The 23,890-nt window shown below is 61.2% G+C and carries 24 protein-coding genes; 5 read left to right on the top strand and 19 right to left on the bottom strand.

Going from position 1 to position 23,890, the window contains the following annotated elements; genetic code table 11:
• The 16 genes from AC1RMD_RS00650 to AC1RMD_RS00575 all read right to left on the bottom strand — a co-directional run bounded on the left by AC1RMD_RS00650 (position 1) and on the right by AC1RMD_RS00575 (position 15,488).
• On the bottom strand, positions 1-1,131 hold the full coding sequence (locus AC1RMD_RS00650) for an efflux RND transporter periplasmic adaptor subunit (protein ID WP_492922655.1): 1,131 nt from the start codon (positions 1,129-1,131) through the stop codon (positions 1-3).
• Entirely contained in the window at positions 1,128-1,766 is a 639-nt protein-coding gene (locus tag AC1RMD_RS00645; RefSeq protein WP_492922653.1) for a hypothetical protein, read from the bottom strand. Before AC1RMD_RS00645 ends, AC1RMD_RS00650 begins: the two co-directional genes overlap by 4 nt.
• Positions 1,763-3,910 carry a hypothetical protein gene (locus tag AC1RMD_RS00640; protein ID WP_492922651.1) on the bottom strand — a complete coding sequence of 716 codons (2,148 nt, stop codon included), beginning with the start codon at positions 3,908-3,910 and terminating at the stop codon, positions 1,763-1,765. Before AC1RMD_RS00640 ends, AC1RMD_RS00645 begins: the two co-directional genes overlap by 4 nt.
• Positions 3,907-4,518 carry a hypothetical protein gene (locus tag AC1RMD_RS00635; protein WP_492922649.1) on the bottom strand — a complete coding sequence of 204 codons (612 nt, stop codon included), beginning with the start codon at positions 4,516-4,518 and terminating at the stop codon, positions 3,907-3,909. The genes AC1RMD_RS00640 and AC1RMD_RS00635 overlap by 4 nt, the downstream gene beginning before the upstream one ends.
• Before the next feature lie 2 nt (positions 4,519-4,520).
• Complete coding sequence (locus AC1RMD_RS00630) at positions 4,521-5,828, bottom strand: YcaO-like family protein (RefSeq protein WP_492922647.1); 1,308 nt, start codon at positions 5,826-5,828, stop codon at positions 4,521-4,523.
• Positions 5,825-6,673 (bottom strand): hypothetical protein, encoded by an 849-nt coding sequence (locus AC1RMD_RS00625; protein ID WP_492922645.1) that lies wholly within the window; start codon positions 6,671-6,673, stop codon positions 5,825-5,827. The genes AC1RMD_RS00630 and AC1RMD_RS00625 overlap by 4 nt, the downstream gene beginning before the upstream one ends.
• 4 nt (positions 6,674-6,677) lie before the next feature.
• Positions 6,678-7,811, bottom strand: a complete 1,134-nt coding sequence (locus AC1RMD_RS00620) for an ABC transporter permease (RefSeq protein WP_492922643.1) — start codon at positions 7,809-7,811, stop codon at positions 6,678-6,680.
• Positions 7,801-8,721, bottom strand: a complete 921-nt coding sequence (locus AC1RMD_RS00615; RefSeq protein WP_492922641.1) for an ABC transporter ATP-binding protein — start codon at positions 8,719-8,721, stop codon at positions 7,801-7,803. Before AC1RMD_RS00615 ends, AC1RMD_RS00620 begins: the two co-directional genes overlap by 11 nt.
• Positions 8,722-8,840: 119 nt before the next feature.
• Positions 8,841-9,050 (bottom strand): hypothetical protein, encoded by a 210-nt coding sequence (locus AC1RMD_RS00610; RefSeq protein WP_492922639.1) that lies wholly within the window; start codon positions 9,048-9,050, stop codon positions 8,841-8,843.
• Positions 9,051-9,082: 32 nt separating this feature from the next.
• Positions 9,083-9,259: a hypothetical protein gene (locus AC1RMD_RS00605; protein ID WP_492922637.1), complete on the bottom strand. Its 177-nt coding sequence runs from the start codon at positions 9,257-9,259 to the stop codon at positions 9,083-9,085.
• 91 nt (positions 9,260-9,350) lie between these two features.
• Positions 9,351-9,851 (bottom strand): toxin-activating lysine-acyltransferase, encoded by a 501-nt coding sequence (locus tag AC1RMD_RS00600; protein WP_492922635.1) that lies wholly within the window; start codon positions 9,849-9,851, stop codon positions 9,351-9,353.
• On the bottom strand, positions 9,848-11,605 hold the full coding sequence (locus tag AC1RMD_RS00595) for a hypothetical protein (RefSeq protein WP_492922633.1): 1,758 nt from the start codon (positions 11,603-11,605) through the stop codon (positions 9,848-9,850). Before AC1RMD_RS00595 ends, AC1RMD_RS00600 begins: the two co-directional genes overlap by 4 nt.
• A 445-nt stretch (positions 11,606-12,050) precedes the next feature.
• Positions 12,051-12,827: a LytR/AlgR family response regulator transcription factor gene (locus AC1RMD_RS00590; RefSeq protein ID WP_492922631.1), complete on the bottom strand. Its 777-nt coding sequence runs from the start codon at positions 12,825-12,827 to the stop codon at positions 12,051-12,053.
• Entirely contained in the window at positions 12,824-13,930 is a 1,107-nt protein-coding gene (locus AC1RMD_RS00585) for a sensor histidine kinase (protein WP_492922629.1), read from the bottom strand. Before AC1RMD_RS00585 ends, AC1RMD_RS00590 begins: the two co-directional genes overlap by 4 nt.
• 46 nt (positions 13,931-13,976) lie before the next feature.
• The gene (locus AC1RMD_RS00580) at positions 13,977-14,387 is read right to left on the bottom strand and encodes a hypothetical protein (RefSeq protein WP_492922627.1); all 411 of its coding nucleotides are present in this window, start codon (positions 14,385-14,387) and stop codon (positions 13,977-13,979) included.
• A gap of 66 nt (positions 14,388-14,453) precedes the next feature.
• Positions 14,454-15,488, bottom strand: a complete 1,035-nt coding sequence (locus AC1RMD_RS00575) for a tetratricopeptide repeat protein (protein WP_492922625.1) — start codon at positions 15,486-15,488, stop codon at positions 14,454-14,456.
• 312 nt (positions 15,489-15,800) lie between these two features.
• Here AC1RMD_RS00575 and AC1RMD_RS00570 point away from each other — a divergent pair, with 312 nt between their 5' ends.
• The 3 genes from AC1RMD_RS00570 (at position 15,801) to AC1RMD_RS00560 (ending at position 18,742) form a co-directional block, all read left to right on the top strand.
• The gene (locus tag AC1RMD_RS00570) at positions 15,801-16,781 is read left to right on the top strand and encodes a CE1 family esterase (protein ID WP_492922623.1); all 981 of its coding nucleotides are present in this window, start codon (positions 15,801-15,803) and stop codon (positions 16,779-16,781) included.
• 64 nt (positions 16,782-16,845) lie between these two features.
• On the top strand, positions 16,846-17,586 hold the full coding sequence (locus AC1RMD_RS00565) for a DUF2306 domain-containing protein (RefSeq protein ID WP_492922621.1): 741 nt from the start codon (positions 16,846-16,848) through the stop codon (positions 17,584-17,586).
• A 265-nt stretch (positions 17,587-17,851) separates the two neighbouring features.
• Complete coding sequence (locus tag AC1RMD_RS00560; protein WP_492922619.1) at positions 17,852-18,742, top strand: PLP-dependent cysteine synthase family protein; 891 nt, start codon at positions 17,852-17,854, stop codon at positions 18,740-18,742.
• Between the two features lie 547 nt (positions 18,743-19,289).
• Here AC1RMD_RS00560 and AC1RMD_RS00555 read toward each other — a convergent pair.
• Together AC1RMD_RS00555 and AC1RMD_RS00550 are read right to left on the bottom strand one after the other, a co-directional pair.
• Complete coding sequence (locus AC1RMD_RS00555) at positions 19,290-19,613, bottom strand: DUF1496 domain-containing protein (protein ID WP_492922617.1); 324 nt, start codon at positions 19,611-19,613, stop codon at positions 19,290-19,292.
• A gap of 37 nt (positions 19,614-19,650) precedes the next feature.
• Positions 19,651-21,072 (bottom strand): hypothetical protein, encoded by a 1,422-nt coding sequence (locus AC1RMD_RS00550; protein WP_492922615.1) that lies wholly within the window; start codon positions 21,070-21,072, stop codon positions 19,651-19,653.
• A gap of 1,056 nt (positions 21,073-22,128) precedes the next feature.
• Between AC1RMD_RS00550 and AC1RMD_RS00545 the strand changes: the two genes are divergently transcribed.
• Positions 22,129-22,590, top strand: a complete 462-nt coding sequence (locus AC1RMD_RS00545; protein WP_492922613.1) for a hypothetical protein — start codon at positions 22,129-22,131, stop codon at positions 22,588-22,590.
• Positions 22,591-22,963: 373 nt separating this feature from the next.
• The gene (locus AC1RMD_RS00540; protein WP_492922611.1) at positions 22,964-23,557 is read left to right on the top strand and encodes a hypothetical protein; all 594 of its coding nucleotides are present in this window, start codon (positions 22,964-22,966) and stop codon (positions 23,555-23,557) included.
• A 28-nt stretch (positions 23,558-23,585) separates the two neighbouring features.
• On the opposite strand, the gene AC1RMD_RS00535 is transcribed toward AC1RMD_RS00540, so the two are convergent.
• On the bottom strand, positions 23,586-23,801 hold the full coding sequence (locus AC1RMD_RS00535) for a hypothetical protein (RefSeq protein WP_492922609.1): 216 nt from the start codon (positions 23,799-23,801) through the stop codon (positions 23,586-23,588).
• Positions 23,802-23,890 lie beyond the last annotated feature (89 nt).

Below are 23,890 nucleotides of genomic sequence, written 5' to 3'. Positions count from 1 at the left end.
TCAATGTTGACGGGCGTCCGGCGCGCAGCGTGCATCGTTGGCACCGACAAACACCACGTTCGCCTCGCCGTTTAAGATCGGCCATGCGGTCGTTGCCTGCCGGCTAGCCAGGTACACGGTGAGCGTGCCGCGCTGGCGGTCGGCCGTTTGCGCGACCTCGTCGATCACATACGGGCTGGCGCTGATCTTGTCCGGCTGGGCGACGGAGCTGACCAGGGCGCAACCGGCCTGGCGCACCTTGGCGTACAGGCTCTCCTGCACCGACAGCTCGACCCGCAGCGACTGCGGGTCCACCAGGGTCAGCAAGCCGGACTGCACAAAGCGCTCATCGTAATTCCCCGGCGATACCACTTCGCCTTCGGTGGCGGCGATCGCGATCACCTTGCCGGCGAACGGGGCGCGCAAGCTCAATTGGCGCTGGCGCTGATCGATGCCCAGCAAAAAATTGCGCAGTTCCCGTTGCTGTGCCCGGGCGATGTCCAGCCGCAGCCGCGCCTGCTCCATTCCCAGCCGGGTCCGCGCCAGGCTTTGCGCGGAGACGTAGCCTTGCTGGCGCAGGTCTTCTTGCTGCTTGAGCTCGATGGCGGCCTGTTGCAGGGCGAGCTTTTCCGTGTTGATCTGGAGTTCCTGCCCATCCAGCTTGGCTTGCGCCGCCGCCCGCTCGGCATCGCCCCCGGCCACGTCCAGCAGCAGCAATTGCTCGCCGGCCCGCACGTGCTGTCCCTCGCGCACCGCGATCCGCGCGACCCGCGCCACCACGTTGCTCGTCAGGCGCGACAAACGGCGCGCCATGAAATGCCCGCTGATGTGCATGTCGCCGGCCGGCGCGGGCGCCTTGTCGGCATCGTTGGCCGCGGCCGCTTGGACGGGGCGGGCCGCTGGCGCCGCCGCCGGTGTGGCCCAGGGGCGGACATACCAGGCGGCCAGCGCCATGCAGAGCAGCACCAGCAACACCAGCAACAGCGCGGCGCGCGCCGACAACGCGGAGCGCGGGCCGGCCTGGCGCTCCGTCGACTGCGCGGCATGGCCGTCGACGCGGTCCACCATGGCCTGCAATTTTTCCCTGGCGCTGGCGCTGTCGGGGCGGGCATCGGCCGCCGGCGCCGCCTGGGCCTGGACCGGCGGCTTCAAGCCTGCACCCACAGCAGAAAGCGGTAGGCCGCGACCGGCATCGCCGCCGCCAGCGCGACGGCGCCCGGCAGCAAGGCGTAATTCCAGTAGCGCGCCAGCGCGGACGGTTCGGCGCAGCTGGCGAGCGCCTGGCCCAGGTCGCTATCGTCCAAGGCCAGCAGGTTGAAAAAACTGCTGAAGCAGGCGCAGAACGCCGCCGGCCACAATATGGCGGACCCGTGCGGCAGGCCCAGCATCAGCAACAGCTGCGCCAGGCAAAACACCTGGTCGGACAGGGGACCGGCCAGATACACCGTGCAACGGGTGGCGGCACGGGCCAGGCCCGCTTGCGGCGCGACCACATAGCGCGGCCGTGGCCAGGCGCCTTGCCAGAATTGCAGTCGCGCGCTGTGCAGGGAACAGCGCCGGCCCGCCAGCCAATGCGCGCCTTCGTGCGCGGCGACCATCACACCCATACTCAGCAGTAGCCAGCCGGCGCTGCACGCGGCGACGGCGGCGCCGGGCCAGTCCGGCGTCGACCCGGCGCGCGCGGCGGCCAGCAGCAAGCCGCCGTTGATGCCGAACAGCAGCCACAAGGCCAGCAAACGCCGTGCTCCCCGCCATGGGCGCGGCCAGGCGATCAAGCCGCTGCTCATCGCGCCGGCACTTTGCCGAAGGAAAAGGAGAACAGGCCGGAAAGCCGGGCGTAGTCGCGCGGCAAGGCGCGCAGCAGATCGCTCTCGACCATGATGCCGGCCGGGCAGCCGCCATGCTGCTGCGCCTTCAGGCCGAGCCAGAAATGCCCGACCCAGCGGCCCACGCAGGCCAGCGCCATATCGTGTCCGCTCGGGCCAAACTCGCCGACCAGATCGTGCAGCGGGGCCAGCATGAAGAGGGCGGCCGGCGCCGCGTTCAGATTCTTTTGTACCGTGAGGTCATCGAGCTGATGGGGCAGGAGCTGGCCCGGCTGCGCCGCGTCGAGACGGGTCAGGCCGGTCTTCAGCTGGAAGCGGTAGCTGCCTTGCGCCTGGCCCTCGCGCACCAGCAGGATGACGACGAGTTGCTCGGTCAGCTGGCGTTCGATCGGCGTCAGCATGGCCAGCTCGGCGCCGCGCAGCAGGCGTTCGATCCGCCCGATCGACATGGCCAGGCCGTCGTAGTCGCGCAGCGCGTGGCTGGCGGCCAGGCGCTGGTCGAGCTTCAGCGCCGCCGTCGGCCGGGCCAGCGAACTGAGCCATCCGGGCGCGCTCAGTTCCGCGCACCAGCCGCTGCCGTAGCGATGGGCGCGATCGCCCAAGGCCGCCATCACGCTGGGCAAGCGGTGGGACGGATCCTCGAAGCGCAAGTCGATGCCCAGCGCGACGGCGCTGGCCTCGCCGAACGCGCGCGCGACACCGGCGTCGAGCTGGACCAGATTCAGGCCGAAGGCGCTGTACTTGCTCTGCGCCTTGCCCAGGTTCATCAGGCAGGCCAGCCACACCCGCGGCTCGGCCAGGGTATCGCCCGCCTGCAGCGCACGGGTGAAGACCAGCTCGAACCGGTCCACCACCGGCACATAGCGATACAGGATCTCCAGTCCCAGGGTGGCGCAGCGCAGCACCGCGATGCCCTCCGGCGAACCGAGGTTGCCGCCGCTGGGCGTGATGCGCTTCAACGCCGGCCCGGCCTGGGCATAGCCGAACGCGCGCTGGGCAAGCTGCTGCGCCGCGTTCAGCAGGCGCTGCGCCGCCGCCGGCAACACCAGGTCGCGCTCGAAATGGGCCGGGCGCGGAATTTCTTCCGCCGCCGCGATATGGCGCGGATCGTAGTGGACCTCGTGCATTTTGCTGCCGATAAAACGTTTCGGCGGCGTGGCGATGGCGGCCAGGCGCTCCAGCCGTGCCCAGCCATCGCTGGACAGCGCGGCGTGTGGCGCCAGCGGCCGGCCGTCCAGATGGCAGCGCCGCACGATGGGGAGCTCGCTGACCTGCGGCGCGCCGTCGTGCCAGTCCCAGACCTTGCTGACGTTCACCAGGCGCAGCGCGGCGCAGCGGCCCAGCACCAGCGTCAGCGTATGCACCAGCACGGCGAACTGCAGGCCCTCGGCGCCGTCCGCCACGCCGAACGGCAACGCCCGGGTCGCGTCCAGGTAGCAATACGCGTTGGCGCTGCCCTGGCCCAGGATCATCGGCCCGATATGCAGCGCCTGCTGGCGGAACGAGATCAGTAGAATGGAGTGTCCCGCCGCCATCAGGGCGGCGGTGCGCGGGCACAACCCGGCCTGGTCTTGCAGGCAGATGAGCAGCTGTCCGGCGGCGGGCTGGTCGCCGCCCAGCCGTGGCCGCAACCCCGCCTGGCGCGCGTGCGCGGCGAACCGGTCCAGCAAGGCGGCGTTGCTGCCGACCACGGAAAATTCGCCGCGCGCGGCGTCGGCCACGGCGGTCCGCGAGCGGAACACCCGGGTTTGATCCATCAGCGGCGCCAGCGCGACGGCGAAGCGGTCGTCGTCGTCGTCCGCCGCCGGCGCGGCGCCGCCTTCTTCCAGCAAGCCGTGGCGCGCCAACTGGATCAGCAGGTCGCGGGTGGCGTCGGTTTCCGCGCCCGAGCGCAGCAACAGCTCGGACATGGTGTGGCTGCCATCCAATTGCTGCAGGAAACGCACCACGTCCAGGCCGCGGTCGAAGGTCGGCAGCATCGGCGCGTTCAGGCCGCCCAGCAAAATCACCCGCTCCACGCCGCACGGCACCAGCATGAGTTCCTCCAGCAGGCTGGGCCGTTCAGGGAGGACGCTGTCGATCTCTATATCGCCGGTCAATGTCATGCTGGGACTCCTTGCGTGGTGGTGGCGCCGGCCAGGCAGGCTTGCAGCTCGGGGACGAAGGCCACGAAGCGCCGGCCGCCGACCCGCTCCGGGGGGATGCCGGCGCGCCGGCAACGGCAGGCGTGCAGCGGCAGGACCGGGTCGGACAGGATGTTCAAGCTGCCGAGGTCGAGCGCCAGGGCCCGGTTCGCCTTGCCGGCGACGGCTTGTTGCCGCACCAGTTCCGCCGCCAGCTGCAGCGTGCCGCGGTGCCAGTTGTGGTAGGCGAACTCGGGATGCTCGTCGCAGATCCGGACCGCCGCCCGCACCACGAAATCGTTCAAGGGCTGCGGCGGATGGCTCAACAGACGCGCCGTGTAGCAGGCCGCGCAAGGGCCGTCGTCGTTGCTCAACAGCGGGGTGACGAACAAAAAGCGTTCAAACAGGAAGACCCCCAGCAAGCGCTGTTGGCCGTCCAGCCCGCGCGCATATTCCTGGAAGCTTTGCAGATTGAGCGCCGAGGCGCAATACACGTGCAGACCGGCGCCGCCGGCGTCGGCCCAGGGCTGAAGCAGGGCGGCGAGGGACCGGCCGAACTGTCCGGTATGAGCGAGTTGGATAGGGTTCATAGTCAGGCGAAGGATTGCGGAAAAGGGGTGATGGCGTCGTCCAGCGGCGCCGCGATCTGCCAGTGCTGGTGCATCTGCCGCAAACGCCGGGAAGCCAGGAAGCGGCAACGCATATCGGTCGTCATCGGCATCAGGCCGGGGATCAGCGCGCGAAACACCCGCACGCCGGCATCGTGCAAATCGTCCGGCGTCAATTCGCTGATGAGGATATCGTGGCCGCCGGCCCTGGCTTGCGTGACCAGCCACTGCAGGCGTTCGGCGTCGTTGGCGGCGTCCGGCTGGCTGGCCAACAGTTCGCTCAAGCCGACCGTGACGCCGGAGGCGCCGAGAAAATCGAACGCCGCGGCACGTTCGGGCAAGGCCATGAAGACCGCGCCCTCTTCGATGCTGGCGCACTCGGAGGCGTTCTCGCGCGGCTTGATGCGGCCGGTATCGAGCCCCGCGCTCATGGACACCATCTCGCGCAGCGCATTCGCCACGGCGGCGTGGTAGTCGAAATTGGCGGCGCAGGTGACCAGGTTGGCGGCATAGGGATGATTCGCGCGGCGCCGGTGCAGATAGACGATCGGCAAGCCGAAATCGCTGCGCGCGTCGTAGAAGGCGAACTCCTCCTGGCGCAGCAGTGGCTGCACCGCCGGCGCGAAGCTGGCGATCTCCTCCTCGGTAAACCGGATGCGCCGCAAGGGGTGGCGCAGCAGCCAGTTGAGCGCGATCGCATCGCGTTCGATCACCTCGCAAATGGCGGAGATGATGCAGCGCCGCCAGTCGGTGTGCGCGGCCAGCCCGGTCGAAATGGTGTAGGTGAAGCGCTCCGCGGTCCAGCCGCGCGGTTGCAGATGGGTCAGGGCCAGCGGCACCGCCTGCTCGCGGCCGCTGCACAGGTTCCAGGCGGCGATCCAGCGGATAGGCGCGGCCGGATCGAAGTTGCTGTAGATCTGCTGCGGCAGCGCCAGTTCGGCCTCGGACAGCAGCGGCAGGCTGCGCCAGTCGAACGCCTGCTCGCCCAATTCATCGGCGCTGGCGATCCGGTATTCGCCGTCCCGCAACACGCAGGACGCGTAGCGTTCCAGGGTTTCGCAGACCGCCTTCAACTGCGCCAGGTCGGCGTCGATATCGGTACCGGCGCCCGACATCGGCACGCCCCACAAGGGATGCAGGAAGGGCGACGAGGCGCCGTCGTGCAAGGCGACCGTGCTGCCGCTGACACAGGAATAGATGTGGTAGGCGCTGTCGATGAAACTACCGGGCGGCAGCATTTCCACCTTCTTCAGCAAACTCATGTGCGCACCGCACAAGGTCATCGGGCTCATACGCCGGCCTCCTCGAGTGCGAGTTCGCACGGCAGGGAATTGGCCAATAGCAGCAGGTAATCGGTCTCCACCTGGCTGAATCCGAGCAGGCTCAAAAATTCCCGACAAACCACCAGCATGTCGCGCATGGTCTGGCTCTCCTGGGCCAGTTCGGCCTGCAGCGCGCCGGCCCAGGCTTGTCCCTGGCCGTCCAGCACCAGACGCCGCTCGCCGGCTTCGCGCCGCAGGCTGGCGCACAGGTCCAGCAAGGCCTGGCGCGTCTCCGGGTCGTCGCAATACAGCATCAATTGTTCGGGCGCGGGGGCGCCATCCTCGCGCCACAATGGTTGCAGCAGCGCCGCCAGCATCAGCGGCAGGCAGTCTTTCAAGCGCCGGCGGTCCAGCCGCAACCAGCGCGCGGCCAGGGCGGACAGGCGGCACAGCAGCGCCGGACTCAGGACGCTGCTGGGGCGCAGGTTGGCGAACCAGTCGTCCAGGCTCACCGGCGTGCACGCCACATAGGGGAAGCCGACGAACAGCCGCGCGCCGCCATCGAACACCAGGCCGGCCTGGTCCCACAGCAGGCTCTGTTCAAAACTGTCGAGCTGGCGCTCGGCCCAGACATAGGCGGCGCGGCGAAAGGCGTCGGCGTCGCGCTGCGGCACACGCACCACGCTGTCGAGCGTGCAGCGATTGGACCAGGTGCTCAGGGCATGGCAATGCAGGCTGGCGCCGCCCGGTTGGCGCTCCAGAAACGCCAACAAGGCGCCGGCGAAAGGCAAAGCCAAACCCGGACGGGCGCCGAAGTCCACCAGCAGTCGCACCTCCGACCAGTACTCGGTATCAGAAACGTCTAGCCGCAACATAAATTCATTCCCCCGCTGTGTATTTGAAATTTTTGACGGTGAGCCACAAGGACAGCACTGAAAAAACGACCAAGAAAACTATCGATTGCCACACGGCGAATGTGGCGTGGGCATCGGCCATGACGATGCGCAGCAGGTTGCTGACATGCGTGGTCGGCATGAAAAATACGATGGGCCGCAAGAAATCAACCGACGACGCCGGCATAAAAAGGTCGCCCAGGAAGCAGGTGACGAGATTGGTGATGGTGAAGGCGTGCACGCCCTTGGACAGATTGGGCAGCACGGCGCCCAGCGCATAGCCCAGCAGGATCAAGGGGATGCCGCACAGCGTCGCCACCAGCAGTGTGAGCAGGGTCTGTTGCAAGCCCATGTGGAAGTGATAAAAGGCGAACGCCAGCCCCAGCATGAATGCCGTCTGCAGCACCACGAACAGCAGCCGGGTCGCCAGTTCCGCGCCGATATAGACGTAGAAGGAAACCGGGAAATTCCGGTAGAGGCGCAATGCGCCGCTCGAACGGTCCTGCAGCAATTTGACGCCGGCCGAGAACAGCCCCAGGTTCAGCAAGGCCATCACCAGGATGCCGGCGCTGACCTTGGCCACGCTGAGCTGGGTCTCCGCTTCGCCGGGACGGCTGGTCAGGATGGCGATCTCGCCGCCGCCGTCCGCCGCCTGCTCCGGCGCCGTCCCGTCCCCCGCCTTGGCCGTCGCGCGGATGGCGCGCGCCAGCAGCAGTGCCGTCACATGGTCGCCCGGCGCGGTGTGCAGCACCAGGCCCTTGGCGCTGCTGCTCAACACCATGCGCGCCTGCTGGCTGGCCATCAGCTGCTCCGGGCTGGAGGTGCCGGTGGCGGCTTTCAACTCCAGCCCGGGGATCTTTATCGTTTGCAGGCGCGCCAGTTCGGCGGCCGGCAGCTCGGGCGTGGCCAGCACCACCATCGCCGGCTCGGCGCCGCCGCTCATCGAAATCGGAATCAGGTAGATCACGAAGAAGACCAGCGGCACTCCGCTGGCCATCAGCACCGATACCCAATTGCGGAAGTAGGAGGCAAACGCGATCCGCGCGAACACGAAAAACACGTGGCGCCCGGTGCCACGGGATGCCGGTGCGATGGCGGTTGGGATCGAACTAGTGTTCATGAGAAATCGTATCCAGATAAATGTCTTCCAGTTTTCCGCTCGACACCTGCACCCCCGATAAAAAATCGAACGCCGTTTCCGCGCGCAGCAGATCGTCCAGGAATTGCGCCGCGGCGTCGTGGTCGCACTCGACTTGCCAGCGTCCTAGCGCCAGTCCCAGGGGCACGCTGGTGCGGGCCTCCAGGCCGGCATGCAATTGCCGCGTCACCGCTTCCGGCGCGCTGAATTCGAAGCGCAGGCGACCGCGATTCATCTGGCGCAGTTGTTCCGAGGTCGCGTCCAGCTTGATCTCGCCGTGGTCCAGGATGTAGATCCGGTCGCACAGCGCGGCCGCGTCTTCCAGCTCGTGCGTGGAGAGCAGCACGCCGAGGCGATGGGTGCGGCAGCGCTCGACCAGCAATTCACGCATCGCGCGGCGCGAACGCACGTCGAGCGCCGAGGTCGGCTCGTCGAGTATCAGCAGGCCTTGCCGCCCGTAGACCGCGCAAAAGAACGCCAGGCGTTGCTGCTGGCCGGCGGACAGGCTGCCGATGCGTTTCTTCAGCAACTGTCCCAGGCCCAGGCGCGCGATCAAGTCGGCGCCGTTCTCGTGCGGGTAGAGCGCGGCATACAGGTCGACGAATTCCGCCACCTGGCTATAGCCGGGCAGCGCGTAGCGTTGGAACATCAGGCCGACGTCGCCGCGCTCCTGCGGCGTCAGTTGCTGCGGATGCTTGCCCAGTACGACCACGCTGCCGCTGGACGGCTGTAGCAGGCCTTCCAGCAATTCCATCAGCGTCGTTTTGCCGGCGCCGTTCGCGCCCAGCAGGCCGACGATCTCGCCGCGCCTGACGTGGATGGCGATCCGATTGAGGGCCAGGGTCTGGCCGTAGAACATGCTCACATCAATGAGTTCACAGAGTTTTTCCATCGTCCCTCTTCCTCGCTGGAAGATGTCAACAGGAATGCTCCGGTTGACATCTTCTGTGCGCCAATCAGCCGGCACAGCGGCCTCAATGGCGCCCTATTTGCTACCGCTGCAAGGCGTCGTTAGATGCTGGAGCAGCCGAAAGAGCCGATCGAGCCGGCGGTACCAAAAGTACCGCAGGCGGAACCGGCGGAGCCGAAGGTACCGGCCGTGCCGATGCAGTTGAACGCCGCTTCCAGCGTCGTGGAGGCAACGCCGGCCAGCGGTTGGCTGGTGCCGAACAAGGCCACGTCGAACTTGCTGGCGTCGCTATCGATACGAATAACTTTCATTGAAATATCTCCTGAATTATTGTTGAGTTGGATTAGATGGAGCCGCAGCCAAAGCTGCCGGCGCTGCCGAAGGTGCCGGCCGTGCCGCAGGCCGAACCCAGCGTTCCCATCGAGCCGACACTGCCGAAGCAATTGAAGGCTGCCTCCAGCGAGGCCGTGGCGGCGACGCCGCCGGATATCTGGGCGTCGACCAGGGCCACGTCAAACATGCTTGCATTGCGATCTAAACGTATGACTTTCATTGCATCACCTTTAAAAAACGGCCTATTTAAAAATAGGTTCGGCCAACTACCTATCCGGTTAGGCGCGCTCGCACGCGGCCTGGCGGAAGAAGGCGCTGTGCTCGGACCTGGCTACGCTCTTCAGCAAAATATGACCGCGTTTGAAACGGCAATACGAAACCTGCTGCTGGCCGGGAAAAAGCTCATCGCGCATTTTCCGCAGCACGTAACGCAGGTTGCCGTGCGGGACCAGGAAATCGACGATCCATAGCTGGTCTCCCTCGTTCCATTCGCTCAAGTGCAAGTCCAGGCGCCCGCTGCCGCACATGCGCGCGATGGTCGCTTCGCTCAAGTAGGCCCATGCCAGCATGGCGACGACTTCACCGTCGTCATTGAAATAGCACTTCACATTGTTGTGTCGGATGGCCGGCAGCCACACCTTGGCCAGATAGGACAAGGGCAGTTGCGCGTGGCTGGCGCTTTTGCTCATCAAACTGCTGACCCAGCCCAATAGCTCGTATTGCTGACGGAATTCGTCGCCGCCGGCGTCATACACTTGCAGGTAGCTCATGGTGTTCATGGCAAGGCGTCTCCCTGTATCCGCGTACGCAATTGTTTAAGCAAGGCATCGGCGCCCGGCAGCCCGACCCAGACCTCCCCGCGCTGCGCCGGCAGCAGCGCGTCCACCCGGAACGCCCCCGCGTCGGGCTCGGCGACCAGGCTGCGCGCCGTCTCCACGTGGCGCGCGACGAAGGGCGCGATTGCGCCGCCGTCGGCCATCAGTTGAGCGATGCTTCGGTCGAAGACCGGGCGATACAGGTCCGCAAACGGCGCGTTGCAGCGCCAGGCATTGAGCCGCAAATAAGCCGCCGCGTCGGCACTGGCGGCGTGTTGCTGGAGCCAGGCGGCGCGCAGGGCCATGTAGCTGCCCACCAGTTCAGCCCGTAAATCGTCGGCCGGCAGGGCGGGCCGCAATAGCGCATCCATGGCGCTGGCCGTGGCGGCGCGCGCGGCCGTCCGCAGCAGCGTATTCAGGTGAAAATCGCCCATCTTTTGGGGCATCGCGGACACATGGGATGGCGAGAGCTTGAACGGTTCGCGGTTGCCGCAGCCGATGATGCGCTGGCAAATGGCAAAGAAGCGCCGCACGACGGCGGCATCGATGGCCTCCAGATCGGCTTCGGGAATGCCTGACAGCTTGCCAAACTCGATCGGAAAGCGGGCCGCCAGCTCGGCATGAAAATGGCCCGCCCAGGCGGTCGCGCTCAAGAGCCCCGTCGTGAGCCGGGTGGGCAGGTATTTGAGCAGATAGCAGTGGAAATTTTCCAGCGTGTCGTACAGGGCGGTGTGCTGATTCCACAAATCGGGCATGTTCTTCGCCACGATCACCCGGCCATAATCCGAGACGGTGGTTGGAGTGCCGTAATCGATCCAACGTCCATCGACGCAGATGTTCGAGCCGGACAAGCCGCCGTGGAAGATCCGTTTGGCGTGGGCACAGGCCAGCTGCCGCGCGAAGCGCGAGGTCATCGCGCTCAGATAGCGGTTCAAGTCGGCCGCGCTGCGCAAGCTGCCGCCGTAGGCGCTTTCCAGGCCCGCGCCGATCATCCCGATGGCCAGTGCGGTGCGGCGCGCGTCGGCCATGCCGTCCAATGGCTGGCCCGCCGTGGTTTTCTGGAAGATGGCCCGCATGTAGTGCGCCGGCCGCAACGCGCCTTCGCGCAAGATCAGGCAGCGCTGTGTCTGGCGCGGCCCGGTCGGCGCCGCGTAAGGGGCGGCGGTTCCGGTCGCGATCAAACCCAGCGTGCGCACCCCGCCGAATGGCAGGGCGATATTGCACACCTCGCCCCACACCGCTTCGCGTATGCCTTCCTCGACCGACGCCGCGCCGTGGCTGTGCCAGTAGTCGGCATCGGTGCCGGCCAGCGGATTGCGTCCGATCCCCTTGACCTGGACCTGCCCGCGCAGGCCGCAGCGCACACCGCCGCCGTTGCTGCTGATGCCGTTGCCGCCGTAACGTTCGGCCAGGAAGGTTTGTGCCGGCGCTGCCGTGTCATAGGCGTCGTCGGTTTCTTCCGGCAATGGCAGGCAGTAGCTGAAATCGTCCAGCTCAAACGGAATACTGCTGGACGGATTCGACCACAGCAGCTTTGCCTTGCGTAATTTTCGCGCGGCGAACGGCACAAACGATGCCGTTGGCAGCAGTGTTTCCAAAGCGGGCTGCAAGGCCGATGCATTCGACGTCGCCGTCGATGCATCCTCCCGCCCCAATGACAAGGAATTCTGTGGTCCCGCAACCATCGTGTCTCCTTGGTCGGCGTAGTTCGCCGCCATGTTTTGTCTTTTGTTTTAGCCGGTATATCGCACCAAATGAGTGCGTTCGGCCTAAATTCAGGATGCGATGCTGGCGATTGGTCGTCAAGTGGTTTTTATAAATCAATAACATTGCATACCAGTTACGTAATGCAATAAATGCAATGAATACGGATGGCTGCAACTTGTCTGGTCGCTAGAGATTGTTCCTGGCGACTAGTTTTCCATTGAGAATTTCGGCAAATTTCCTGCGTCTGGCGTCAGGGGATGTATAGCAGGTAAAGGAAATGATAATTGCCTTTATGGCAATAAAATACTTAAGTTAAATTAGTACCAATTTTTTCCTTAGGTTTACTGGTATTAGAGGGGCGTCTCGCTTGAGTGAGTCGTGGACGGATTTTTACCAGTTTGAACCACGCTTGTTAAGTAAGCGTCAGCTGGAAGAAGTTGCCCTAGGCGGGCGGGCCTACATCTCTTTGAAGAACTGCAAGTAGCTGCGGCTGACTGGCAGGCGCTCGCTACGTCCCTTGAGCTCGATGTCGGCGGTCTCGTTTTCGCCTCGGGTGACGCGGCGTATCGCCCGCAGATTGACCGCCACCGAGCGGTGTACCTGCGCAAACAGCTGCGGGTCGAGTTGCGCGATCAGCTCCTTCAGCGGCATGCGTATCAGCGCCTCGGCGGGCTGGCCCTCGTCGCGGAACGCGACCAGGGTGTATTTCGTATCGCTCTTCAGATAGTCGATGTCGTCGACCGGTATCATCCGCAAGGAGCCGCCCACCGTCGCGCGTAACCAGCGCAGCGCCTCGGGCTGGCCGAGTTTGAGGCGCTCGGCCAATTGCGCCAGCAGCGCCTCGGTATGCACGGCCGGTTGCGCCGTTTGCGTGCGCGCCTTGAGGCGTTCCACCGTTTCCGCCAGACGCGCGGCGGTGACTGGTTTGACCAGGTAGTCCAGCACGCCATGTTCGAAAGCGTCCAGCGCGTACTGGTCGAAGGCGGTGACGAAGACCAGATGCGAACGTTTGCCGATGTGCCGCGCGACTTCGATGCCGTTCAGGCCCGGCATATGCATGTCCAGGAAGCATATCGTCGGCAGATGCTGCTCGAATAGTTCGATCGCCTGCCGGCCGTTGCGCGCCTGCGCGACGATCCGCAACTCCGGCCAGGCGGCGGCCAGCCGTGCTTCCAGGATCTCGCGCAGCAGCGGTTCGTCGTCGGCAATCAGGGCGGTGATGGGAGTGGTCATGTAGGCTCGATATTGAATTCAATGGTCACTTGTACGCCGTGCGGCTCCACTTCGACCAGGTCGAGCGTCGCGCTGCCCCGGTAGGCCCAGGTCAGCCGCTCGCGCAGCGCCGCCAGACCGGTGCCGAGGCCCCGGCCGGCCGCCTGCAGGCCGATGCCGGTGTCGATGACGGTCAGGCGGCAACGCGGCGTGCCGCCTTCAGCTGCGAGCACGTCGGCGTGCACATCGATACGGCCGCCTTCTTCGCTCGGGTCGATGCCATGCTGGACCGCGTTCTCAACCAGGGTCAGCAGTGTCATCGGCGGGCAGCGCAGCAGATGCACGCCAACGCCGATGTGCAGCGCGAAGGCGAGACGGTCGGGCATGCGCATCTGCATCAGTTCCAGATAGGCGCGCACCAGTTCCAGCTCCTGGCCGAGCGTGTTGGTCGAACCGTCGAGCCGGGGCACGGCGGCGCGCAGATAGGCCGTCAGGCTTTGCAGCAGTTGCGGCGCACGCGGCGAACCGGCCTCCACCAGGGCCTGCACATTGGCCAGGGTGTTGAACAGGAAATGCGGCTGCGCCTGGGCGGTGAGCAGGCGCATGCGGGCATCCAGTGCGGCCCGCGCCATTTCGCTGCGCTCCAACTCGAAGCCGATGGCTTGTTCTTCCACCGTCGCTTCGCGCTGGCGCAGCAGGGCCGTCAGCGCGGTCCAGGGCGCGAGCAGCATGCCCAGGAACGTGAAGGTCATGAAGCCTTCCAGCCGAACCGGATCTTTCCAGAACATCGGCGCGCCCGCTGCGGTGCTCCACATGTAGGCGATGAACATGGCGATCGGCACCATCACCCCGACCGCCGCGACTTGCAGGACCCAACGGGCCAGCCACTTGGGCAGGCTGCGCGGCCATTGTTCAAACAGGCCGAAGGCCAGCAGCAAGGTCAGGCCGACACCGAATATCCTGATCACGAGGACGGACAGGCCGGCCTTCCAGCCAAAGCTGAACAGCAGGATGATCAGCGTGCAAAGGATGGCGACGGTGCGCAGGCGGCGCCAGCCGAACATGGCGCGCCAGTTGGCCGGCACGGCGGGGGCGTTGAGTCGGGCGGTTTGGTCGGTTGGCATGGCGATATGATACTCGATGGGTTGAATGGGCTAAGGGGGGAGCGGCTTAGCGCCAACGCTGCGCCGGCTTGGCGAAATAGTGCTGCGCGATATGGCGCCATGGCAGCACCAGCGGCGTCAGCACGATGCCCAGCAGGCAGGCAAAGGCGGTCTCTTCCACTGCCGGCGTCATGGCTCCACCCAGCCACAGCGGCAGGGCTATGGCCAGCAGCCAGAGCGATTTCCAGACCAGTTCGAAGATCAGCAGCGGCAGCATTTGCAGCGGATAGCGCAGCCCCCACACACAGAGGATCGCCAGGCCGCTCAACAGCGCCGCGGTTTCGCCCTTGCGCTGCGCCCAGAGGTCGCTGTGCTGCAGCATCAACGGGCCGAAGCTGAGCGTCAGCCCCAGCGTCACCAGCAAATAGAAGGCGCGCAACAGGTTCAGGCGCCAGAGTGGGAGGTCGTCGTGGTTCATATGAGTTCGCTTTCAGTGGAGGAGTTTGACTGGCCTCGACGAGGCCGCCTTGAAGCTTGGATAGGTTCAGCCGAGTTTGGCCAGGCTCTTGCGAGCGGCGTCGGCATTGGCCGGATTGGCGCGCTTGTTCGCGATGAAGCGTTCATAGGCCGCCTTGGCCTGCGCCTTGTCGCCTCTGGCCAGATAGGCGTCGCCCAGGCGGTGCTCGATCGGATATTCGTCGGCGCCGCTCATGGTCTTGGCGCGCTCGAAGTTGCGAATCGCCTCGTCCGCTTGGCCCATTTGTGTGTAAACCCGGCCCAGCCCGTAGTAGCCGGCGGCATGCTCGGGCTGGTCGCGCAGCAGGGTCGCGTACAGACTCCTGGCCTTGGCCAGGTCTTTGCCGTCCGCGAGGTAGGCCTGTGCCAGCTGCATGGTGGCGCCACGAATTTCTTCCAGCATGGCGCCATCCTTGCCCGGTTTGAGCGCCGCCAACTCGCCCTCCATCGTGCCCCATTGCTTGGCTTCGGCGGCGATGTGGACCCGGATGATGCGCGCCGTTTCAGGTTGGCTGGCGCGCACGGTGGCCTCCAGTTCCCTGGCCTTGGATACGCTGCCGCCCATCATGCCGGGCACGGTCAGGTAGAGCTTGGCCAATTGCACACGGGCCACGAAGCTGCCGGGGGCCAGCTCCAGCGTGCGGATCCAGGACTCTTTCAGGGTATCGAGCATGCGCATCGCCTTGAACATGCCGACGTTGAGCATCTGCATGCTCAGGTTCTGCGCCGTCGCCAGATGGCACACCGCCGCCGTCGGATGCTGCTCGACGCAACGTTTGGCCTGCTTGGCGCCGGCTTCCAGCCGTTTTGCGTCGCCGGCGTCGATGAAGGTCAGCGCCAGGGACAAGGCCGCGCTGGCCTCGGCATCTGCGGCGTCGGCCTTCAAGCGGGCTTGCGCCTGCCGTTCCAACTCGACGTAGTTGCCGGCGTCTTGCAGCGACTCAAGCTGCGCATCCTTGAAGATGGCGGCCTGGGCCGTGCCCATGTTGGCCAGCAGCGCCAGCGTGGCTATCGCGCTGCTGATTGAACGGGTGTTACTTGGACGAATGCGTTGAATTTTCATGGTCGGCTTGGTCTTAAAGTAGGCGGTTGAAGAAGCGGGCAGAAGAACGATGTGGTGCATCTCGGAAGGACAGCGCCATGGTATGGGGCCGCCACCGCAGCCAACAGGCGTTTCGGACGAACGACGGCGCGCGGGTCGTTAGCGACGGCTTGGCGGCATGAGTGACGCTGCGGGCCGGTCCGCCGGCGCCGGCGTCGTTCGTCGCTCCAGGGCGTCGGTCGTGCTGGCGGCGCCGTGGCCGGTCACTTGTGGCTTGGTCCGGCCGGGGCGTACTGTTAAGGTAGACGTTTTCGCAACGAAGAGAGCCTTGCCATGAAAAAAGTCCTACGGTTCCTGATGTTCACCCTGTTGGGCCTGCTCGCCCTGGTGGCTGTGCTGGCCGGTCTGCTCGGCTATTTCGTCTACACCCCCGAACCCGAGAAGCCGCAACTGTCCGGCGTGCTGAGCCAGGGCTCCATCGACGTCGCCGGCTTGACGCGCAGCTACCGGACGTATGTGCCCAAGGGTTTGCCCAAAGGTGCGCCGCTGGTGGTGGTGATGCATGGTTCCGGAGAAGGCATCCAGCAAATTCGCGTCGGCACCGGTTATAGCTTCGAACGCTTGGCCGACCAGCATGGCTACGCTGTTGTCTACCCGAAGTCTTATGCCTTCGACTGGAATGACTGCAGTTCGATCGGCGACACCAAGGTGAACGGCGTCAGCGCCGACGATGGACGCTTCCTGGCCGCCATGGTCGACAAGCTGGTCGGCGAAATCGGGCTCGATCCGACGCGGGTGTTTGCGGCCGGCGTGTCGAACGGCGGCTCGATGGCGATACGCCTGGCGCTGGAACAACCGACCCGTTACCGCGCGGTTGCCGCGGTGATCGCCAATCTGCCGGCGTCGCAGAATTTCCAATGCAAGCCGGTGGCGCAGACCACGGCGGTGATGATCATGAACGGCACCAAGGATCCACTGGTGCCCTACGCGGGCGGCGAGATCAACCTGTTGGGGCTGTTCTACAAGGGCGGGCAGGTGATTTCCTCGCAGGCATCGGCGCAGTATTTCGCGGATCGCAACCAGCTTGTGGGTGCGCCTCGGATCAGCGTGACAAAGGCGGCCGAGGGCGTCAGCGTTGAGCAGGCCCGCTGGCGCAACGATGGCAAGCGCGAGGTCGAGCTGGTGACCATACATGGCGGCGGCCACGGCTTGCCGCAGCCCTATGCGCGCCGCCCGCGCCTTTTGGGTCCGTCGCCGATGGAGCCCAACGGGCCGGCCATGATCTGGGCCTTCTTCGAGCGGCAGCGGCCGTGATGCGCGTTCTGGCTGCCGCGAACGCGGCTCCGGCAACTATCCTTTTCACGCAACTTTGGAGTGAATGAAAATGACCATCCTGTATGTCGATCCCGGCAGTTCTGTTTTGGTTCACGTTGCTGCGGCGGCGGTCTTGTACCTGCACATCGGCGCCGGCAGCGTCGGCCTGTTGTCCGGCGCGGCCGCCTTCGTGTTCCGCAAAGGTTCCGAGTTGCACCGCCAGGCCGGGAAAATTTTTGTCGTGGCGATGATGTTGATGTCCGGGATCGGTGCCTGCGTGGCGCCGTTCCTGCCGACGCCGGAGCGCGCTTCGGTAGTCGCCGGCGTGTTGACCTTTTACCTGGTCTTGACCTCGTGGACCGCCGTCAAGCGCAAGCCCGGCCAGGTCGGCCGCTTCGACTACGGCGTGCTCCTGACTTCGTTGAGCATCACCATTGCCGGCACCTATCTTTTCTGGCTGGCCGGACAGAGCCCGAATGGCAAGCTGGACGGCCAACCTGGCGCCGCCTTTGTCTTATTCATGATCATCGGCAGCGTGGCTGCTGTGGGCGATCTGAGATTGATCCTGAACCGCGGCGTCACCGGCGCGACGCGCCTGGCCCGCCATCTGTGGCGCATGACCGTCGCCTATTTCATTGCGGCCAATTCACTCTTCCTGGGGCAGCAGCAGGTCTTTCCGAAAGCGGTGCGGGATTCGGGGGCGCTGAATGTACCGGCGCTGCTGATCCTGGCGGTGTTGGTGTACTGGCTTTGCCATGTCGGCTACGGCGCCTACCGGCGCAAGCGGGTTCTAGCAATCGGATAGAAGGACAGAGCACCCATCCACGCAATATCGAGAGGGCGCTGCAAAACGATTTTTCCCAGCAGCCGGCTGAGGCCCAAGTAATTCGACGACTAATTTCACAGGCCCGGCCTACATCCATGGTATCAAAACGATAAATGCAAGGATGCAAAATATTTTTTGCAACGATCCAGCATTAATTATTACTGGAGAAATAATTGCATTATGATATCTTTATTTCAACACTGATGAAGGGTGCGACGTGGGGTCCCAAGTTAAAGAGTCCGTAATGGAGGCCATTGGCAATACACCAGTGGTCAGGTTGAAGCGTATTTTCCCTGACGCACACGTCGTAGCCAAACTAGAGTATATGAATCCGGGCGGGAGCATCAAGGATCGTATGGTGCGGCATATGCTTAAATCCATGCCTAAAGGGACCGAGCGGGTTGTCGAGAGCTCCTCAGGGAACACCGGTGCGGCGCTGGCGATGGCGAGCGCCGTTTTTGGACTGCGCTGTGACGTCACTGTGCCGGAGACCACGAGCAATGAAAAGATCAAGCGCATCGGTGCGTATGGAGCGCGCGTCCACCTGTGCAGCGTCGATAATGAGCGGGCCACCGAGCTTGGCTACCATGCGGTTGCCGAGCGGCTTGCAAAGGAAGACGATGCGTTTTACCTCGACCAGTATTGTTCCGATTTGAACCGGGAGGCCCACTACACTGATACCGGGCCTGAGCTGTGGACGCAACTGGACGGCGAGATCGATGTCTTTTTGTGTGGTATCGGATCAGGCGGCACCATCTCGGGTATTGGACGTTACCTTAAGGAGCGCAATCCGGCATTGCGGGTGATCGGTGTCGAGCCGCTTCACTCGTCCTACCGAAAAGTAGTGACGGACGCGCCGACTCAGGGACAGTTTGGTACTGTTATCGAAGGAGTTGGAAAGCTGCAGCCTTCATCCAGTTTCGACCCGTCGGTCGTCGATGATGTCCTACAGGTTTCTGATGAGCAGGCATTGGTATGGGGACGGCGTCTCGCACGGGAGGAAGGTATTCTCGTCGGCGGCTCAAGCGGCTGCGTGGCCGCCGGTATTGCAGCGCTTTTGCCGAAGTTGCAGGGTATGCGGATCGCAACATTATTTCCCGATTCGGGAGTGTTTTACCTGTCGAAGTACTCATAGCGCGCCGCCGGTCTGCCGTCGGGAGTGGTCGTCCCAATCGGCAGGCGCTCGATTCAAAGCGGTGTGCATGGTATGTGTCAGCGGAACCCGTTCCCGGCGTACCGCCTACAAATCAATGATCTTACGCAGCAACCCGGGCGAGACACGCTACTGTTCGCCGTCACAGAGTAACGAGCACGACTTGCTCGTCTGTGACACCGCGTATGGCGCGGTTCGCGTCGGACTGCCCCTGGATACGCTCGGTATGCTTTTCCCAAACCTGTACCCCGAAGCGAATCTTCCGCTGGATTAATTGCAGTGACATGCCACAAGGCTATGGGCTGACAGAGCGCTTGAAAACCAAAACAAAAGGGCTTACATCGCTGTAAGCCCTAGATATTGCTGGTGCGACTGCCGGATTCGAACTGGCCACCTGATGATTACAAATTCTTTCGTGCCAGTAACACTAGCTAACAATACACAACAAAATCAGGCGCTTACGCCAACTGACGCAACAGTGCTGCCTTGCCGATCTAACAGTAGTGTTGACGTTCTGTTGACAGGGGAATCACTTGGTGACGTCAGCGGATGCCTTAAGTCGCGACTTGCCGCGAAACGAACTGCCAAGCTCCCATACCAAGTCGCGTTGCGCTTGAACGCCTTCCTCAAAGGATACGCTAATTCCGTCCCTAACCATGCAAATCAGCACTTGAGCGTCGACGGCCTTAACCGCACCTTCCGAGTACTTCTTGTCGTCGTATAGGCAATACGATGTTGGCGCATACTCCCGCTTCGGCTTCTCAGCTGTTGACTGACTCTTCGTAGGTGCGTTTTGCGCACCGGCAGACATCGAAAGTACTAAGAGCGCGCTTGCAGTCAGGCTTTTAATCATGAGTTCTCCAATAGAGTAATAATATTGCCGCACGACATTATTGCATAAATTCATCATCTTCAAACCCACCGACCATGAGCCAGCGACCAGCGCCACAATTCTTGTATAGTTGCCCTTTCCCCCACCCTATGCCTTCACCGCGCAACTTGAAACAGTGCCCGCACATATTCGCCCACATATGATCATCAGCAACCTTGCCATCTATAAAATATTTTTCGTTGGCAAGTGTTTTCCCGCAGAGATCGCAATTGTCTGGCGGCCCGGCATAGTAGTCGTCTCGTTTTTCGCCCTTTTCCGGATTTGCCACCTCATCAAAAGCGGAGACTATCGCCGCTTTAGTTTCAACTAAAGCATCAACGGCATGGTCGCCAACCTCAGTATCCATTAGATCTATGGTCGCATTTCCTGATTGATATTTTTTCTGCAATTCAGAAAAAAATATTTCACCAAAAATCCCCCAGCCGATAAATGCAATCTTTTCCGCTCGAGGCTGCATTTTCATTCGATGTTGCTCCCACGGGTAAAATCCTTCATATCTTGGGTCGCATATATCTTCAACAAAATCCCTACCAGCTTTAGAAATTTCTTTCAGCGCTTCACCGTGACCTGATGGGCAAAAATCCCGGATGACATTATGGAATTTTTTGAAGAATGGAGCATTAACAATTTCTTCTTCATCTAAAATTTCATCCGAAAAAGCAAATGGTGCTACGACCATACAAGTAATTGAATACGGAGCCAAACTAAAACTTGCATGATCGCGCCAAAGATAGGCAAATCCATGAGAGCGTTGTTGACTACCCTTATTAGCCATTAGTTGTAGGGCAGCCTTCAATTGGTTTTCATGCAGTCTGAGATCGGCCTTATTTTTATAGTTATACAAGCAGATCTGGTAGCCACAGACCTGCTCCGGAGTCAATCGGTATTCAAGATCTTTTCCGGAAATTTCACTTGGATCAACAATCTGTAATGCGATCTCTGAATCGGTGAGTCGAACTGGAGCTAGACACAATAAGTTGCGACCTTGCCAAAGAATTTGATCGCGAGCATAGTGTTTAAGGAGAGTTGGCCAAACTGCGGAGATCAAAACATGTGCCATATCTCCCTCTGCGAGCAATGGAGTAAATTTTCTTATTCCAGCAGAATATGCCGCAAGCTCTGTACCGGCTTGACGAGATGGTGAAACCAAATTTTTCAATTCAACAATAACCAGTGATTGAGTTTCTGGTGAATATAGCACGAAGTCGGGTTTTAAAATTTCATCAACGACGGAAGAAATATCTTCGTCTTCTGAAATTTTTATAGTGTTATGCAGAGATGAAAAAACTTTCCTAATGGAATCTATAATTCGTGCTTCTGCATAGTTCTGAGGCTTACGCTCCTCCATAGCTTCCAGATTAACTATTAAATCACTTAATCCCTCTTCTTTTTCCAAATGGTTGCTGAGCCATTCTTGCATGTCCTTCTCTGAGGAAAATATTGACATTGTTTAACCTAGTTGATGAGTTGTTGGTATTGGCCGGATGGCATCGTCGCTGGCCGGGACCACAGGCCAAAACGCTCCTGCATGCCACCGTGAGACAAAATGGTTCCGCTGTCCAGCGACAATTAGAAATGCCGGCGCATTGACGCCAGACAGGCTTACATCGCTGTAAGCCCTTGATATTGCTGGTGCGACTGCCGGTATCACATTCCACTATGAAAAAACGAGAAAAATTCTCAGGATACCAACAAGGATACCAACAAAAATTGGCCCTTTTTATTTTGTTGTAAGGACGCATTAGATTTTGTAGTAGTTCCTTCCGTCATCGTGGTGCATCGCTAAAGACATACTCGTTGTAGCAGCCGCTCTGATACGCGATCCAGAAGTCTTCGCCCTCCGTAGCATTCCTCTTGGCGTAGTACGGGGTAGGTATGGGGCACTGTCTTAGGATCAAGTACGCCAATCGAAGGCGCATAATTTCCCCATGAGTGCCAGCTTCCGCAGGTCTTCATCAGTGTCGTCAGTTCATCATTCTGAAGCTCTTCGATCGTCATTCGATCCCAGGCCTTAGTCAGCAGCTGATTCTCACTGAGTGGATTGGTCAGTCAATAGCACCCCGCTAAGTGGGCAAATGGATCCATCTTGGTTAGAACGTCCTGTAATTTAAAATTGTAGTTCCTGTAATTTAAAGTTGTATTTAAGGAAAAACCTTAAGGTGATACACTGTTCCACAAACAAGTCCTGTTGAAAGCGTGAAACAACTTATGACGATACCTAACAATGACGATGGCGCTCAACAAATGATCCCGGAGCGGGCAAATCAACCTTGTCTCGGGGTACGTTCCCGCGTCACCATTTGCTACGTCAAAGAAGATGATGGCGGCGCAGAGTATGCAGCTCGCGGGCGTCTCCATAGGATGATCGATGCGATCCGTTGCCTCTTGGGCGATCGTAGGTACTGTCGGCCATTCAGTACACGCCAGTGGGACTGATCGTTGAAATTTACGAATGTATAACGCCATTGGAAATGACATGGAATTAGATATAAATTCGCCCCAACAGCCGTCGGAGGGATCCGGTGTTACTTGGCAATCTCGCGTACCAGTATTGAACCCAGGGGCGGTGATGCAGAGTTTGAGAACAGCAGGTTTGCCGCTGGCAAATTCAGTGGACACTGAAGGCGAAGAAAGTAGCCAAAGTTCGCTAGTCTGTGTTGCGGAGGTTCGAGAAAACCTGATTCATGCGCTGGTGGCATGTCCGACCGGCCTAGTTTATCGATTTGAGCCAGTCGAGTTTGAAGCCTTTTTTTGGGGATTTGCTGCTCGTAACTACTACTGGGTGACCTCATCCATGGCTGACAGGGAATGGGTCAGCAAATTAACCGATGTGCCATTGAAGTCTATGAAGGGTAAGGCCTTGTCTCGTTCAAAAGACGGACTAAGCAACGTACCGTTGAACTCGATTTTAGCGACTTTGGGGTGCGTACTGCAATAACAGAGGTTTGGGACAAGGGGAGATGGCCATTCGACGTCCCGCTTGCTAGGCATTAAACGGCGCCGAGGTGCTGTTGTTGCATATCCGCTCGACGCGCGACTCGCGCCCACACTGGCGGGCATGGCGCATCGGGTCAACAGTATAGTATTTTTTCAATGACTGAGAAGTAGGACATCGGCTGCGCTATTGGAGCTACTTAGACCAGTATTAGGCGCTGTCACTAGATGCTTCTAAGCTGAGGGTCGCAGGTTCGATTCCTGCTGGGCAGGCCAATAAAATTAATGAGGTATCCGTCGATTTGAGCATTTCCATTAATTTAGAAAATTCCATGTAGGCGCTATGTAGGTTTCACGCCCAACTCTTAGGAGCAGTAATGGTGAAATCAAAGGAAGTGGGCCTGTGTCGCCCGGAAGCGCATGGTCTTGCAGCAAGTCAAGCGCGCGTGCATGCCGCTCTTGCTCGCAGTATTGACGCTGAGATATCCAAGAGAAAGCAGGCGAAGCTTGATTTAGCTGAGGTGCTTGCACTGCTCGTAAATGCCTCTTTTGCAATTGAGCTATTCTTCAAAGCATTTATGCTAGGTAGCAATAATGGAAATTTTACTCGGGGACACGACCTATCTTTACTGCTGAAAGACATACCTGAAGAGCTAAATGAAATTCTCAGCGCCAAGTACTTGGCGTATCTAAAAGACAGCGAAGTACGGGTTCATGTTGTCGCGTTTAGGCTTGGAGAGGATGTCAAGGAAAAACCAGTTGAGCCGGAGTTTTCGATTGCAACTTTTTCTGATGTAATCGCTTGCCTTTCGGATATATTTGTTAGGGCGCGCTACTATTTCGAAAAACAAACCGCTGATGACTGGTCCGTCGTTGTGTTTCCGCAAGGCCCCTTGTTGTTTGTACTGGAAGCTCTCGAGACCACATATTCCGAGGCGCTAGCAGGGCGCACGGAAATATCCTCCAAGTAGAAATGTGGGTCACGGCTATATGCTGGCTTTACGCGAGGGTGTTCGCGCACGATACAGTATACATCCGCGCCAGCGCACTGCCACTTTTGCCGGCCCTGTACTTGGCGATGATGTGAGCGCGCTGCTCGGCGGCGGCTTTTGAAGGGCGGCCCAGCGTCTTGCCTTCGTTCTTCGCAAGGACCAGGCTGGGTTGCGTGCGCTCCACCAGTAAGTCACGCTCCCTCTCTGCCACGGCGGCCAGCATTTCAGCATGGTCAGCATCATTTTGCCCGCTGGCGAAGTCTGCGGCCCAAGGGCGGCGCCGACATCCTTCGCATTCCGACCTAGGCGCTG

The sequence above is a fragment of the Duganella sp. GW822-FHT06D06 genome, assembly GCF_058799615.1.
The sequence above is the reverse complement of the archived record's forward strand: the minus strand, read 5'-3'. Positions and strand labels throughout refer to the sequence as shown.

What these genes read in the sequence shown, in the direction of transcription:
- AC1RMD_RS00645 (WP_492922653.1), bottom strand. Translation starts at nt 1,766, where the DNA reads ATGAGCAGCGGCTTGATCGCCTGGCCGCGCCCATGGCGGGGAGCACGG.
- AC1RMD_RS00640 (WP_492922651.1), bottom strand. Translation starts at nt 3,910, where the DNA reads ATGACATTGACCGGCGATATAGAGATCGACAGCGTCCTCCCTGAACGG.
- AC1RMD_RS00635 (WP_492922649.1), bottom strand. Translation starts at nt 4,518, where the DNA reads ATGAACCCTATCCAACTCGCTCATACCGGACAGTTCGGCCGGTCCCTC.
- AC1RMD_RS00630 (WP_492922647.1), bottom strand. Translation starts at nt 5,828, where the DNA reads ATGAGCCCGATGACCTTGTGCGGTGCGCACATGAGTTTGCTGAAGAAG.
- AC1RMD_RS00625 (WP_492922645.1), bottom strand. Translation starts at nt 6,673, where the DNA reads ATGTTGCGGCTAGACGTTTCTGATACCGAGTACTGGTCGGAGGTGCGA.
- AC1RMD_RS00620 (WP_492922643.1), bottom strand. Translation starts at nt 7,811, where the DNA reads ATGAACACTAGTTCGATCCCAACCGCCATCGCACCGGCATCCCGTGGC.
- AC1RMD_RS00615 (WP_492922641.1), bottom strand. Translation starts at nt 8,721, where the DNA reads ATGGAAAAACTCTGTGAACTCATTGATGTGAGCATGTTCTACGGCCAG.
- AC1RMD_RS00610 (WP_492922639.1), bottom strand. Translation starts at nt 9,050, where the DNA reads ATGAAAGTTATTCGTATCGATAGCGACGCCAGCAAGTTCGACGTGGCC.
- AC1RMD_RS00605 (WP_492922637.1), bottom strand. Translation starts at nt 9,259, where the DNA reads ATGTTTGACGTGGCCCTGGTCGACGCCCAGATATCCGGCGGCGTCGCC.
- AC1RMD_RS00600 (WP_492922635.1), bottom strand. Translation starts at nt 9,851, where the DNA reads ATGAACACCATGAGCTACCTGCAAGTGTATGACGCCGGCGGCGACGAA.
- AC1RMD_RS00595 (WP_492922633.1), bottom strand. Translation starts at nt 11,605, where the DNA reads ATGGCGGCGAACTACGCCGACCAAGGAGACACGATGGTTGCGGGACCA.
- AC1RMD_RS00590 (WP_492922631.1), bottom strand. Translation starts at nt 12,827, where the DNA reads ATGACCACTCCCATCACCGCCCTGATTGCCGACGACGAACCGCTGCTG.
- AC1RMD_RS00585 (WP_492922629.1), bottom strand. Translation starts at nt 13,930, where the DNA reads ATGCCAACCGACCAAACCGCCCGACTCAACGCCCCCGCCGTGCCGGCC.
- AC1RMD_RS00580 (WP_492922627.1), bottom strand. Translation starts at nt 14,387, where the DNA reads ATGAACCACGACGACCTCCCACTCTGGCGCCTGAACCTGTTGCGCGCC.
- AC1RMD_RS00575 (WP_492922625.1), bottom strand. Translation starts at nt 15,488, where the DNA reads ATGAAAATTCAACGCATTCGTCCAAGTAACACCCGTTCAATCAGCAGC.
- AC1RMD_RS00570 (WP_492922623.1), top strand. Translation starts at nt 15,801, where the DNA reads ATGAAAAAAGTCCTACGGTTCCTGATGTTCACCCTGTTGGGCCTGCTC.
- AC1RMD_RS00565 (WP_492922621.1), top strand. Translation starts at nt 16,846, where the DNA reads ATGAAAATGACCATCCTGTATGTCGATCCCGGCAGTTCTGTTTTGGTT.
- AC1RMD_RS00560 (WP_492922619.1), top strand. Translation starts at nt 17,852, where the DNA reads ATGGAGGCCATTGGCAATACACCAGTGGTCAGGTTGAAGCGTATTTTC.
- AC1RMD_RS00555 (WP_492922617.1), bottom strand. Translation starts at nt 19,613, where the DNA reads ATGATTAAAAGCCTGACTGCAAGCGCGCTCTTAGTACTTTCGATGTCT.
- AC1RMD_RS00550 (WP_492922615.1), bottom strand. Translation starts at nt 21,072, where the DNA reads ATGCAAGAATGGCTCAGCAACCATTTGGAAAAAGAAGAGGGATTAAGT.
- AC1RMD_RS00545 (WP_492922613.1), top strand. Translation starts at nt 22,129, where the DNA reads ATGGAATTAGATATAAATTCGCCCCAACAGCCGTCGGAGGGATCCGGT.
- AC1RMD_RS00540 (WP_492922611.1), top strand. Translation starts at nt 22,964, where the DNA reads ATGGTGAAATCAAAGGAAGTGGGCCTGTGTCGCCCGGAAGCGCATGGT.
- AC1RMD_RS00535 (WP_492922609.1), bottom strand. Translation starts at nt 23,801, where the DNA reads ATGCTGGCCGCCGTGGCAGAGAGGGAGCGTGACTTACTGGTGGAGCGC.